Origin of the sequence: Arthrobacter sp. efr-133-R2A-120 (assembly GCF_030209835.1) — a bacterium.
GTDB lineage: Bacteria > Actinomycetota > Actinomycetes > Actinomycetales > Micrococcaceae > Arthrobacter.
In genome coordinates this window covers 30,743-44,224 of the sequence record NZ_JARVRF010000046.1, presented here as the reverse complement: position 1 = coordinate 44,224, position 13,482 = coordinate 30,743, and the positions used below count along the sequence as shown (strand labels likewise).

10 protein-coding genes and 1 pseudogene are annotated in these 13,482 nt (G+C 63.3%); 6 read left to right on the top strand and 5 right to left on the bottom strand.

Annotation, left to right across the window (positions count from 1 at the left end; all coding sequences use genetic code 11):
- Positions 1-23: 23 nt before the first annotated feature.
- A pseudogene (locus QRN52_RS19030) lies at positions 24-206 on the top strand (phenylacetaldoxime dehydratase family protein); the annotation flags it as partial.
- Positions 207-734: 528 nt separating this feature from the next.
- Here the strand turns inward: QRN52_RS19030 and QRN52_RS19025 are convergent.
- The 4 genes from QRN52_RS19025 to QRN52_RS19010 form a co-directional block, all read right to left on the bottom strand.
- Entirely contained in the window at positions 735-1,688 is a 954-nt protein-coding gene (locus QRN52_RS19025; RefSeq protein WP_284754995.1) for a carbohydrate kinase family protein, read from the bottom strand.
- Positions 1,689-1,811: 123 nt separating this feature from the next.
- Complete coding sequence (locus QRN52_RS19020; RefSeq protein ID WP_284754994.1) at positions 1,812-2,606, bottom strand: ATP-binding cassette domain-containing protein; 795 nt, start codon at positions 2,604-2,606, stop codon at positions 1,812-1,814.
- Positions 2,603-3,649 (bottom strand): ABC transporter permease, encoded by a 1,047-nt coding sequence (locus tag QRN52_RS19015; protein ID WP_234750546.1) that lies wholly within the window; start codon positions 3,647-3,649, stop codon positions 2,603-2,605. Before QRN52_RS19015 ends, QRN52_RS19020 begins: the two co-directional genes overlap by 4 nt.
- A gap of 96 nt (positions 3,650-3,745) precedes the next feature.
- Positions 3,746-4,861, bottom strand: a complete 1,116-nt coding sequence (locus QRN52_RS19010; protein ID WP_284754992.1) for a substrate-binding domain-containing protein — start codon at positions 4,859-4,861, stop codon at positions 3,746-3,748.
- Positions 4,862-5,027: 166 nt separating this feature from the next.
- Between QRN52_RS19010 and QRN52_RS19005 the strand changes: the two genes are divergently transcribed.
- Together QRN52_RS19005 and QRN52_RS19000 are read left to right on the top strand one after the other, a co-directional pair.
- Entirely contained in the window at positions 5,028-6,026 is a 999-nt protein-coding gene (locus tag QRN52_RS19005; RefSeq protein ID WP_284754991.1) for a LacI family DNA-binding transcriptional regulator, read from the top strand.
- A 47-nt stretch (positions 6,027-6,073) separates the two neighbouring features.
- Positions 6,074-6,367 carry a putative quinol monooxygenase gene (locus tag QRN52_RS19000; protein WP_284754990.1) on the top strand — a complete coding sequence of 98 codons (294 nt, stop codon included), beginning with the start codon at positions 6,074-6,076 and terminating at the stop codon, positions 6,365-6,367.
- A gap of 197 nt (positions 6,368-6,564) precedes the next feature.
- Here the strand turns inward: QRN52_RS19000 and QRN52_RS18995 are convergent, their stop codons facing one another.
- Positions 6,565-9,087, bottom strand: a complete 2,523-nt coding sequence (locus QRN52_RS18995; RefSeq protein ID WP_284754989.1) for a GH32 C-terminal domain-containing protein — start codon at positions 9,085-9,087, stop codon at positions 6,565-6,567.
- A gap of 460 nt (positions 9,088-9,547) precedes the next feature.
- Here QRN52_RS18995 and QRN52_RS18990 point away from each other — a divergent pair, with 460 nt between their 5' ends.
- From QRN52_RS18990 to QRN52_RS18980, 3 genes are all read left to right on the top strand, one after another.
- Positions 9,548-10,618, top strand: coding sequence for a LacI family DNA-binding transcriptional regulator (locus QRN52_RS18990; RefSeq protein ID WP_059389026.1), 1,071 nt, complete (start codon positions 9,548-9,550; stop codon positions 10,616-10,618).
- 79 nt (positions 10,619-10,697) lie between these two features.
- On the top strand, positions 10,698-12,374 hold the full coding sequence (locus tag QRN52_RS18985; RefSeq protein ID WP_284754986.1) for an ABC transporter substrate-binding protein: 1,677 nt from the start codon (positions 10,698-10,700) through the stop codon (positions 12,372-12,374).
- Positions 12,375-12,501: 127 nt separating this feature from the next.
- Positions 12,502-13,479, top strand: a complete 978-nt coding sequence (locus QRN52_RS18980) for an ABC transporter permease (protein WP_284754985.1) — start codon at positions 12,502-12,504, stop codon at positions 13,477-13,479.
- Positions 13,480-13,482 lie beyond the last annotated feature (3 nt).

The following is a 13,482-nucleotide window of genomic DNA, read 5'->3' as shown; positions in this document are numbered from 1 at the left end:
AAACAGGGCTTCATAACCAGGTCATCATTGCCAATTGGGACGACGCCGAGGCCTATCGGCGCTGGTTCAAGAAGCACCGCGACGCACTGATCGGGGCTGGTTTGGAGCCCGCGGAGCACGGCCGCTGGATCGAAGCAGTCAACCCGGAAGCACGCGGGTTTGAGGCGCTGTACTCCTCCAACACCTTCCCAGAGGGGGCCGCGCGGGTGGCCACCGGAGGATACAGCGGTGAAATCCAGGAACGCGGGTACTGGGGTTGGTCCAGAGGATCCCCAAGACGGATCTGGTTTACCTTGTCGGCCAACTTCTGTACGACCTCGTCGTAGATCGTTTCCTGCACAAGGACACGTGAGTCCGGTGACTCCGGAGCCCCGTGACCGTGCAGCGAGGCCCGTCTTCTGGACCGGGCCGCTGCTTTGTAGCGGAACCGATGATTTTTCGCCGTCCGATTGGCCGTTCCTGTTGGCCATGCCGCGGGTCGCTTAAAACTGGCACGGCCAAAGCCCGTTCGGAATCGGCAGCCACAAGCGCTCCCTGCGGCTACTGACCACCATCCGAACCAGCGTCCCCGGCCGCCTCAATATTGGACATCGAGCCGGTGGACTGCGTATGCCTCGTCGTCCCGTGGAGCGGCCTCAGATCGGGGTCTTGGAGCCTTCCAGCAGGAAGAGGATCCTTTCCACTCTTCCTAAGTTCGCGGGGCGGGCGTGGTTTGGCGGGGACGGTTACCCGGACTAGATGGTGGCATAGGGTCGTAGAGGCTCGGCCAGCCTTGTAAGAAGCTCTTTGGAGGTCGGCGGGTTGGCGCCCGGGCGGCTGACTGTGATTGCTGCGGCCATTGACGCTGTTTGTCCGACGTTTTGGAGTGCGGCCGGCCCGAATGCTTCGTCGCCCCGGGTCAGTAGTCCGAAGATGAGTGCGGCCATGTAGGCGTCGCCTGCCCCGATGGTGTCGGCGACCTCGGTTTTCACAGATGGGATGCTGAACCGGGCGCCGGGTGTGGCGAGCAGGGCACCGTCGGCGCCCTTGGTGATGACGGCCAGGCGCGCGCCATGTTGCAGCAGACGCGAGAGGACGTCGTCCGGGGAGGATGCGGGGTACAGCCAGTGTGCATCTTCGTCGCTGAGTTTGACGACGTCCGTGAGCGGGAGCAGGTCCTCGAAGACTGACTGTGCCTCGGAGTGGCTGCCGAGGAGATCCGGTCGGATGTTGGGGTCGTAGGTGACCAGGCATGATTGGTGGCATTGCTCGAGGAGGGTGCGGACGGTGCCGGCTCCCGGCGCCAGGAACGTGGCGATCGAGCCCGTGTGGAGAACTTTCGGGATCATGGCCGGCGCCACAGGTGCCAGCCGCCAGGCGATGTCGAACTCGTAGCTGGCTGAGCCATCTGCAGCCAATGTCGCGGTCGCGGTGGCGGTCCGTTCAAGGGAAGTGGATCCGGGAAGAAGCCGGACGCCTGCGCTGTGGAGGTGGTTGGTGATCGCGGTGCCGTGTTCGTCGTCGCCGATCGCCGTGAGCAGCCCGGTCGGGATGCCGAGCCGGCCAAGGCCGTAGGCGACATTTGCCGGGGACCCGCCTGGATAGCTGATGGATCCTTCGGGGCCGTTGACGATGTCGATCAGGGCTTCGCCGATGACGATGACGTCCATCTGGTCGTGGGCGGGAGCGGCCGGTTGGAGCTTGTGCATCGTGGTTCTTTCTTCGGATTGCCGTTGGTGGGGAGCCCCGGGATGGATCCGTCCGCGGACCTGCTGGCAGGTCCGCGGACGGAGAAGGGACTCCGAGGGAGCGGGAAGCGCCGATCGGCCCTGTCAGGCCTTGGCGGCACCTGTCATGATCGCGACGGCGTCGGTCATGCTGTGGGACTGCGGGGTGATGGTGGCCGCGCACTTGCCCAGGCGCTGGATGTGGATCCGGTCTGCCACATCGAACACGTGTGGCATGTTGTGGCTGATCAGGATGACCGGCAGGCCGCGGTCGCGCAGGTCGCGGACGAGCTGGAGGACTTGGTTCGATTCGCGCACGCCCAGGGCCGCGGTGGGCTCGTCAAGAACCACCACCTTTGACCCAAAGGCCGCTGCGCGGGCAACGGCGACGGCCTGGCGCTGGCCACCGGAAAGGTTCTCGACCGGCACTGTGACGTCTTGCAGGGTGGAGATGCCCAGGCGGGTCAGCTCTTCCTTGGCCTTCCTGCGCATGCCTTTGGTGTCGAGCATCCGGAACACGCTTCCCAGTAGGCCGGGGAGGCGCTCTTCACGGCCGAGGAACAGGTTCGAGGCGACATCGAGGGCCGGTGAAACTGCGAGGTTCTGGTACACGGTTTCGATGCCGTGGACCCGGGCGTCCTGCGGCCGTTTGAAGTGCACCTGCTGTCCCGAGACGTAGAGTTCCCCGGTGTCGGGGATTTCGGCGCCTGTCAGGCATTTGATGAGCGTGGACTTGCCGGCGCCGTTGTCGCCGATGACGGCCAGCACTTCGCCCGGGTACAGGTCCAGGCTGACACCGTCCAGGCCGACGACGCGGCCGAAGGTCTTGACGAGGTTCCTGGCTTTGAGGATGGGTTCGCGGGTGTTGGTGTGCGGGGCTGCAAATTCTGTCATGGTCATGACTTGACCTTTCGGATCCACTGGTCGATAGACACGGCAACGATGATCAGGATGCCTACGGCGAGGGTCTGGTAGAGGACGTCCAAGCCTGCGAGTGAGAGGCCGTTGCGGAAGATGCCGACGATCAATGCGCCAAGCAGTGAACCCCAGATGGAGCCGCGTCCGCCGAAGAGGCTGGTTCCGCCGATCACGACGGCGGTGATGGAGTCAAGGTTCAGATCGACCCCGGCGTTCGGGCTGGCGGCGTTGGTGCGGCCGATCTGGATCCAGGCGCCCACGGCGAGAACTGCGCCCGCGGCAAGGTAGACGCTCATGAGGACGCGGCTGACAGGGATGCCGGCAAGGCGTGCCGCTTCCTTGTCATCGCCGACGGCGTAGACGTGCCGTCCCCAGGCTGTCTTGCCCAGGATGAAGGCGACGACGACGTAGAGCAGGATCATCATCACGACTCCGGTGGAGATGCGGACGGGTCCGATCGGGAAGGTGCTTCCCAGCCAGGTGAGCACCGGCGGCATTGCGGATCCGCGCACCGTGCTGCCGCCGGAGTAAAGGAGCGTCAGGGCGACGAAAATGTTCAGCGTTCCGAGGGTGACGATGAACGGCGGGAGCCGGAACCTGGTCACCAGGAAGCCGTTGAGAGCCCCGGCAGCCAGACCGACGGCGAGACCTGCAATGAGGGCGAGCGGCCCGGGGATGCCGTTGCTGACAGCAAGCTGGGCGATCACCATCGAGGACAGGATCATGACCGCCCCGACCGAGAGGTCAATGCCGGCGGTCAGGATGATCAGGGTCTGGGCGATCGCGAGGGTGCCCACCACAGCGACCTGCTGCGTGATGAGAGACAGGTTCTCCACCCGCAGGAAGCGCTCATTGAGGATCCCGAAGACTACCACCGCGATCAGCAGGACAATGGCGGGGCTGAGGGCCGGGTAGCGGTGGAGAATGTTGCGGATTCTGCTGAGAGGGGTCTGGCGGTCGAGGAATTCCTCGGCCAGGTCAGCATGCCCTGCGCTCGGCGGGCCGGCGGTCTGTTGCTGGGTCACTTGATAGCTCCTGAACTTCAATGTTCTATAACTGTTGTCGTGCTGGGTGTGCTGCGGGGAGACGCTTCTGGCACGGCTCCCCGCAGAGGGGAGGCTTTACTTGCCCCAGCAGATCTGGGAAGCAGCCGTGGTATCGATGCTCTGCAGTCCCGAAACTGCCTTGTCCGTGACGAGTGCGGAACCGGTGTTGAAGAAGTCCAGGCCCGCGGAGACCGTGGGCTTCTTGCCTGAGGTGGCCAAGTCCTGGATGGCCTGAACGCCCAGCTGGGCCATCTTCACGGGGTACTGCTGGGCGGTGGCGCCGATGATGCCGGCCTTGACGTTGTTCACGCCGGTGCAGCCGCCGTCGATGGAGACGACCAGCACGCCCTTTTCCTTGCCTGCGGCCTTCAGCGCCTCATAGGCTCCGGCTGCGGCCGGCTCATTGATCGTGTAGACGACGTTGATGTTCGGGTTCTTCGACAACAGGGTTTCCATCGCCGTGCGGCCGCCGTCTTCGGCGCCCTGGGATGCCTGGTTGCCGACGATCTCGTAGTCCCCGCCCTTGCCGCCGGTGTACTTGCCGGTCTTGGCCTCGTCGCCGTTCTTGGTCTTGTCGGCGGTGTCGATACCCAGGCCGGTCAGGAACCCCTGGTCGCGGTTGTAGTCGACCGAGACGACCTTGTCGCTGAACAGGTCGACCAGAGCGATGGTGGCCTTCTTGCCATCGAGCTGCGCCGCGGTCCACTGACCGATCTGCTTGCCCGCGGCGAAGTTGTCAGTCGCGAAGGTGATGTCTACGGCACTGGCCGGGTCCGGCGGGGTGTCCAGGGCGATCACATACAACCCCGCGTCGCGGGCCTTCTTGATCGCATCGACGACGGCCGGACCGTTCGGGGTAATCAGGATGCCCTTGTCGCCCTTGGAGATGGCGTTTTCGATGGCCTGGATCTGGGTGTCCTCGTCGCCGTCGGACTTGCCGGCCGCAAGCTTCAGGTCAATGTTTCCGCCCTCGGCGGCTTTCTTCGCACCGTCTTCCATGGCGACGAAGTACGGGTTGGAGGTGGTCTTGACGATCAGCGAGACGCCGATCTTTCCTGCGGCGCCTCCGCTGGACGACGAGCTGGAGGAACTGCCTCCGCAGGCGGTCAAGCTAAGTGCGCCGAGGGTCAGGACTGCGCCGGCGGCAAGAAGGCGGGTCGCGGCCGACCTCGGGGCTTTGGAACTCAACATTGAAACTCCTGTGTTTGTGGCGCCCTTCCGGCGCTAGACAACGATGTCATGTATCATGTAACCAAGCTCACACTGTGGAGTCAAGTGTTAATCGATGATGAGGAGCAGTTCGTTGACAACGGTGTCTAATCGTTACCAATCCGATTCCGGTCGGAGGCCTCCGACGATGAAAAACGTCGCGGATCTCGCAGGAGTGGGGATCAAGACGGTCTCGAGAGTCGTGAACAACGAGCCCGGGGTTTCGGAGGAGACCCGTCAGCGGGTGCTCAGGGCCACGGAACAGCTGCAGTATCACCTCGATATGACCGCGGGCAGCCTGAAACGGTCCGGTCGCAAGACCCAGTCCATCGGGTTGTTGCTGCCCAGTGTGTCCAACCCCTTCAGCGGGGAGATCCACCGGGCGCTGGAAGACGCACTGGCTGAACGGGGAATCGCCGTTTTCGCCTCAAGCCTGGATGACGATCCGGAGCGGGAGAAAAAGCTGATTTCCGCTTTCCTGGGCCGCCGGGTGGACGGACTTGTCCTGACCCCGATCGCCAGAAGCCAGGCCTACGTCATCCCGGAGCACTCACGGTCCCTGCCCATGGTGTTCATCGACCGCGAGCCGGTGGGCATCGACGCTGACGCGGTAGTCACGGACAACGAGGTGGGCGCCGCGAAGGCGGCCGCGCACCTCATCCGGCACGGCCACACCAGACTGGCCTACCTCGGCGACCGGACGGACATCCAGACGGCAACGAGACGCCGCACGGGGTTCCTGGAGGAAATCGGCAGGTCCGGGATTGCGACCTCGACCATCCCGGTGCGCAACGGACTTCACGACGAGGAGACCGCCCTTCGGGCGGCGATCGAGTTGCTCACCTCGGAGAATCCTCCCACGGCGATCTTCTCCAGCCAGAACCTGGTCACCTTCGGTGCCATGCGCGCGCTGAAGTCCCTCGGGTTGCACCACAGCGTTGCACTGATCGGATTTGACGACTTCACCCTGGCCGACATGATGGAGCCCGGGATCACCGTCATTGCCCAGCACCCCGAGCGCATCGGCAAGACCGCGGCGGAGCGGATCCTTGCCAGAATCGATGGTTACGACGGCGCCCCGAAAACCTACATCGTCCCGTCGGAACTGATCCCCAGAGGCTCCGGTGAGATCCGGCCGCTGAACTAACAACCAACTCTGCAAGACAGCCGAACCCACCAAGCAAAGGACCGGACATGACCAAAACACTGTACGCGGAATTCACCGTCAGGGAAGGCAGCGAAGCCAGGGTGGCCGAAATGATGGCAGAGCTCACCGGCCACGTCCGCCGGGAACCAGGGAACGTCATGTTCCTGCCCTACACCCGCGAAACCAACCCGCGGGAATACTTCGTGTTCGAGGTCTACCGCGACGAAGCGGCATTCGAGGAACACATCGGGGCGGAATACGGCCGGAAATTCAACGCTGAACTTGCCGGGCACATCGAAGGCGACGGCTCGGTCCTGACCTGGCTCCATCCAATGGCTTAGGGCCTGGCCAAGGCCGAAAAGCGCGCACAGGCCGGAACGAACAGAGCCTGGCTCCTCAGGATGACGGTCAGCTGGCTGCTCTCCTGGCCCAGCATGCTTGCCCCGGTACGTGCATGATTCAAGGTCGGATGGGTACGGCGCCCGCAACGGTGAAAGTTGCGGGCGCCGCGGTCTGATCAATGCGATGGGGCGTCCGGTTATTGCCAGGCCGACTTCATCTGCTTGACGTCCAGAGAAGTGAGAACAGCATTTCCTCCGTTGGCGAAAGCTTCGATGCCTTGGCTGGACGGGTCCGGGAAGATCTGGTCTGTCAGGACGATTTTCCCGTCGTCCGCGAAGACTTCGACCGAGGACCAGTCAACCAGGATCCGGAGTTTGACCGTTCCTCCGCTTGTCGTGAGCGGCGCGGTCTGGACTCCGGGGAAGCTGGGGTTGAATCCCACGGCGCCGGACTTGGTCCGGTCGATGTAGACCTGTCCGGACTTGTTGTCATAGCCGATGAGTGTTTCCTGGCCGGACCCGGTGCGGACTTTCAGTCCGTAGGAGCTTGCAGTACCGGCGGTGAAGGACGCCGAGATGTCCAGCGCCTTCCCTGTGGCCGGCAGGACGGAGCTTCCGGCAGGGACGGACATGTTCTCCTCGTGGGCAGACGGCCCCGTAGTGAGCTGGTTGAGCTGATTGACCGGTGTCTGCACCAGGCGGGGTGCGCCGTCGACGGTTTGGAGGGACAGCTCCCGCGGGACGGTCATGGCGCTGCGCCACGGTGAGGTGGGAATGGATCCTCCGTAGTCCCAGTTGTTCATCCACCCGATCATGATCCGCTTGCCGCCAGGGGCATCATTGAAGGTGACACCGGCGTAGTTGTCCTTGCCGTAGTCGACCCAGTGAGCGCGTTGGACTGCGGATTGTGCCGCCGTGTCTGAGAGGGTGAAGTCGTCGGCCAGGATGTGTCCCCAGCCGCCGGTGTTGTGGTCGACGACCTGGATCTGCGCCTGCTTGCCGATCAGGTCGCTCAGGTCCCACGACGTCCAGTCCAGGTTCTCGCTGTTTGCGCCCGTGGCGGAGCGCACCACCTTGCCGTCGACGACGAGATTGACGGAGGTCTGCGTGTCCCAGGGCTTGGCCGGGGCGTTGGCGAAGACTATGTCGCCCACCATGAGATGGCCCCAGCCGGTGGATCCGTCGTTCTGGTCCACGACCTGGATCTGGGCCTGCTGGCCCTGGTACTTGCTCATGTCCCAATTCGTCCACGTCAGGTCAGCGCTGTTGGGGCCCGTGGTGGTGGCGACGACCTTGCCGCCGACGATCAGGTTGACCGCGGTCGGGTTCGACTGGCCCCAGGGGTGGTTGCCGCCAGCGACCTGCAGGTCGATATACGGGCTGTTGACCGTGAACGTCGGGGAGGTGATGGTGCCGGTGCCGATCTCGCCTTGGGGCGCGTAGGTGTCCAGCACCTTCGGGCCGAGCTGGTTGGGCAGGCTCTCGGTCGAGGGCCCGGAGCTGGCGAAGGAACCGGTGGCGGTCCAGCCGGCCCCGTAGGTGGCCCCGGAGAAGTCGTTGAACACGGTCCCGGCCGGCAGGGTGCCGAACGGGACGGTGTCGGCGGCGTAAGGGTGGTTGCCGCCGCCGACGAGGAAGTTCAGGTGGGATTTGTTGACGGTGAAGGTCTGGGAACTGAGTGTTCCGGTGGGGCCGTCACCGCCGTTGAAGCTGTTGACGAAGCCGGTTCCTTCAAAGCCTGTAACGCTGGACTGGCCCGGCAGGCTTCCTGTGGCCGGGACAGTGCCGAAGGCTGTCCCGGTGGTTTGCCAGCCATCGTAAGTACCATTATCGAAGTTTCCCAAAGATGTCCCGGCCGGGGGGACATAGGGTTTGTCATCCGAGGTGAACTTGGTGCCGTCGAAACTTCCCGTGAAATATTGGACGCCCGAACCTCCGGCGATCCCGCCCGGGTTGAGGTTGACCGTCAGTACCCACTTCTGTTTGCCGGGGTTGGCGGGATCCGGCAGGGGGAACAGGTCAGGACATTCCCAGGCGCCGCCTGTGGCGCCTGCAGGCCCGAAATCGCTCAGATGCTTCCAGGTTTTCAGGTCTGGAGAACTGTAAAAAGTCACCTTGTGCTGGTCGGACAACACGGCTGACATCAGCCACTCGTGTCCGGCCTCGTACCAGAAAACTTTCGGGTCCCTGAAATTGTTTGACCCGATGTCCAGCACCGGGTTCCCGGAATTGTATTTGGTGAACGTCCGGCCTTTGTCCGTGCTGTAGGCGAGTGCTTGGGACTGCTTCCCGGTAGCCTTGTCGGCGGCAGTATAGATTGCCACCATGGCGGGGTTGCCCGGCTGGCCAAAGCCCGTCGTGTTGTCTTTATCGATGACAGCACTGCCCGAGAAGATCATGTTTTTGTCGTCCTGCGGAATGGCGAGCCGGAGCTGCGTCCAGTGCACCAAGTCCGTGCTGACGGCGTGGCCCCAGGACATGTTGCCCCAGGTGTCCCCCGAGGGGTTGTACTGGAAGAACATGTGGTATTCGCCTTGGTAGTAGACCAGGCCGTTCGGGTCGTTCATCCAGTTCGTCGCCGGGCTGAAGTGGAACTGGGGTCGGTATGTCTCGGAGTAGGGCGCGGAAGTTCCGACCGCGCCGGAAGCCGTAGCGGCCGCCCCGGAGGTGTCCGCGGCCAGGGCCGGGGCGGACAGCGGAAGGGCGCTGCCAGCGGTCATAGCGGCGGCGAGGATCAGGGCGTTGAGACGTTTTTTTGATTTTGGTCCGGATGTCAGACCGGGACCGGAATGTGTGCGGCGCACGTATTCACCTTTCGTGTCGACAGTGACAGGCAGGTAATGCCGGTTGTCGCTCGGCTAGTTGTGTGGGGGCATTGATCGACTCAAATGCTGCACTTGCGTCAGATCCACCGAACGAAGACAACGTTGTCAAAAAGGGAACCTACGGCTTGTCCACCGGACAAGTCAACAGTCAAATCCTCCGACGCCCGGCCTGGCTCAAGTGATCGTGAACCAACTGCCCGCATGCCGGTCGAAGCCGTTGACAGCTACGAGGTAACGCGTGTAACCTCAATCACACCGCTGAAGGTAACTCGCGTTACTTGCCAACAGTTGCGATACGACCTCAGACCGAACCCTTGGTACTGCGCGCAGGATCAACGAAGACACGGAGCATTCAATGGCGAAAACCACCACCCCCCAGAAAGCCGCGGCTGTGCGGCAGCGGGGTGTCACCATGAGTGATGTCGCCCAGCACGCCGGTGTCTCCCGGACGGCGGTCTCGTTCGTGCTGAACAACCGCGAAAACGCCAGCATTTCTGAGGAAACGCGCATCCGCATCAACGACGCCGTCCAGGCATTGGGTTACCGCCCGAATGCCGGAGCGCGCGCACTGGCTTCCCAACGCAGTGATTGGTACGGACTCGTCACCGAGATCGTGACGGCCCCGTTTGCGGTGGACATCATCAAGGGCGCCCAGGATCAAGCATGGCTTGACCACCGGTTCCTGCTCATCGCGCCTTCCGACCAGGCCGATGCCGTAGGACCCAACCAAGGCCTGGAAGATGCAGCAACGGAAAAGCTGCTGGAACAACGAGTGGAAGGACTTTTGTACGCGGCAACATACCACCGCGGGGTACATGTTCCGGAAAGCGCCCACGAGGTTCCCACTGTCCTGATCAATTGTTTCGACGCGGACGGGAAGCTGCCCTCGATCGTCCCGGACGAGCGCGGTGGCGGCAGGGTTGCCGTCGATCGTTTGCTCCGGGCCGGCCACAGCAGGATCGGAGTCATCAACCTGGACCCGCACATTCCCGCGGCCGTCGGGCGTTTGGAGGGTGCCCGCGAAGCACTCGCCGGCGCCGGGCTCGAACTGGATCCGGAGCTGGTGGTGTCCGGGCATGCGACGGCGGATGGAGGCTACGAGGCGGCGTGCCAAATCCTGGATCGTTACCCCCAGCAGGACAGGCCGACCGCACTGTTCTGCCTCAATGACCGCATGGCGATGGGCGCTTATGACGCCATCAAGGAACGGGGACTGACCATCCCCGGGGACATCGCCGTGATCGGCTTCGACAACCAGGAACTGATTGCGGCCTACCTCAGGCCAAAACTGACCACGGTTGCGTTGCCCTTCGAAAAAATGGGCGCACTGGGAGTCCAGACGCTCGCAGCTCTCACAGCAGGACAGCCGATCACTGCCGACCAGCAATTGGTCGACTGTCCGCTGCTAGAACGCTCTTCGGTCTGACCGCGAAATCAAGTTTCGAAGAGCAAACCCTTACCCACCCCTTCACCTTGCTGATGAAGATAGGAAAGAGATACCCATCATGACACAACCCCGACTCTTGAGGTCTGCCCGCATTGCAGCGGCCGGACTGGCTGTGGGTGCAATGCTGCTGACCGGCTGCGCTGCCACCGTCAACAAGTCCGCCGGCACCGACGCCGGAGCCAACGCGAACGCCTTCCTGACCATCCCGCGTGAGGACATGAGCACCTTCGACCGTAACTTCAACCCCTTCGCCCCCACTGTGAACCCCATGGTCCAGCAGGCCATCTACGAACCCCTACTGGTCTTCAACCCGGCCAAAGGCAACACCGTCCCCTGGCTGGGCGCCTCCTGGGACGCTGCCAAGGACGGCAAGTCCGTCACATTCACCCTGCGTGACGGCGTGAAGTGGTCCGACGGGCAGCCTTTCGTCGCCGATGACGTGGCCTACACCTTCCAGCTGCAGAAGAAGCTCAAGGGCGGCTTCGAGTACCTGGATTCCGTCACTCCGGCGGGCACCGACAAGGTGACATTCACCTTCAACAAGCCCTGGTCCCCCGCGCTCTATGAGATCGGGCAGCTCCCCATCCTCCCCAAGCACATCTGGTCATCCATCGCCGATCCGGCGAAGGACACCAACGCCAACCCCGTGGGAACCGGCCCCTACACCCAGGTGGACAGCTTCCAGTCCCAGTCCTTCGTGCTGAAGAAGAACCCGAACTACTGGCAGCCTGACAAGCAGAAGATCGCCGGCATCAAGATGCTGGCGATGTCCGGAAACGATGCCGCCAACCTGGCCAGCGTCAACGGCGATGTGGACTGGTCCACCCAGTTCATCCCGAACATCGAGAAGACCTTCATCGCCAAGGACAAGGACCACCGCCACTTCTGGTTCCCGCCGACCGGCGCCATGATCAACTGGCAGTTGAACACCAGCAAGGCGCCGTTCAATGACGCGACGGTGCGCAAGGCCCTGAGCATGGCGGTTGACCGTGACCAGGTCACCAAGATCGGCATGAGCGGGTACGCCACTCCGGCCGACTGCACAGGCCTCTCCGGCAACTACGCGAGCTGGAAGAACGCCGATGTGGCGAACAACTGCACTTGGACCAAGCTGAATGTCGACGAAGCGAACAAGATGCTCGACGGCGCCGGTTACCCCAAGGGCGCGGACGGCAAGCGCACCCTCAAGGACGGCAAGCCTTTCGAGTTCAAGATCTCCGTGGGCGCCAGCTCCTCCGACTGGCTCTCCGTGGCCAACGTGATCTCCCAGAACCTCCAGGCCATCGGCGTGACCGCCAAGGTGGACTCCCCTGACTGGGCCTCCGTCGTCTCCGGCTACGAGCAGGGAACGTTCGACACCGGCATCGTCTGGAGCGCGAACGACCCCAGCCCGTTCAAGTACTTCAGCTCCACCATGGGCACATCCACCGTCAAGCCGGTGGGCGCCAAGGCCACGGAGAACTACCACCGTTTCGGCGATCCAAAGGCCGATGATCTCCTGCAGCAGTTCGCTGCTGCTGGCGACGAAGCCGCACAGAAGCAGATCGCGAACCAGCTTCAGGCGGAATACAACGCGGTGGCCCCGACGGTTCCGCTGTTCTCCGGCCCCGAATGGGGCGACTACACGGACGTTCACTTCACGGGATGGCCCACTCAGGACAACCCCTACGCAACGCTCTCTGACCGCTCCCCCACCACGGTCCTTGTCCTGACCACTCTGGAACCGCGCAAGTAGCCGGCGCCACTTCTCGGCCGGTGGCTGCAGTTGCCATATTCCGGTTCCCACCGGCCGAGAACCTTTTCATCTTTCCCGCCCGGGACCACTGTCGTCCCGGACCCCGCCTTTCCCGAACGGAGCAACCGTGCGCTTCATCCTGCGCCGCCTGGGTTTTTACCTGATCGCCTTCTGGGCCTCCATCACCCTGAACTTCCTGCTCCCGCGTTTCATGCCGGGAGACCCCGTCTCACGCATGTTCGCCCGTACCCAGGGCAAGATGCAGCCCGAACAGATCGAAGCCCTGCGCAAGATGCTCGGCGTGGATACGCGGCCGCTCTGGGAACAGTACGTCGACTACATGCACAACATCCTGACCGGCCAGATGGGTGTCTCCATCTCGCGTTTCCCCACCCCGGTCACCGAAGTCATCGCCAGCCAGATCGGCTGGACCCTTTTGCTGGGCGGAACCGCCCTGGTGTTCGCCGCCATCATCGGCAATCTCCTCGGCATCCTGGCCGCCTGGCGGCGCGGCGGCGCGATCGACTCCGCCCTGCCGCCGCTCCTGATCTTCATTGGATCCTTCCCGTACTTCTGGCTGGCCATGGGAGCCCTGTACCTGTTCGGCGTGGTGTTGGGCTGGTTCCCGATCCGCCACGCTTTCACGGACGGCTTGGAGCCCGCGTTCACCTGGGAGTTCATCGGAGACGTCGGTGCTCACCTTTTGCTCCCGGCGTTGACGATCGTCCTGGTGTCCATCGGTGGCTGGATGCTGGGCATGCGGAACACCATGATCGCCACGAACTCGGAGGACTACATCACCATGGCCCAGGCCAAGGGTCTCCGTCCGGGCCGCATCATGCTCCGCTACGCGGCAAGGAACGCCATGCTCCCTTCGGTCACGAGCTTCGGCATGAGCCTGGGCTTCGTGGTGGGTGGTGCAATGCTCACCGAGGTGGTGTTCGCGTATCCCGGCGTCGGCTACCAACTCCTCAACGCCGTCCAAGGCCTCGACTACCCGCTTATGCAGGGCCTGTTCCTGACCATCACCGCCGCCGTGCTGCTGGCGAACTTCCTGGTGGACATCCTCTACGTCCGCCTCGACCCGCGTGTGCGCAGCAACTGAGGG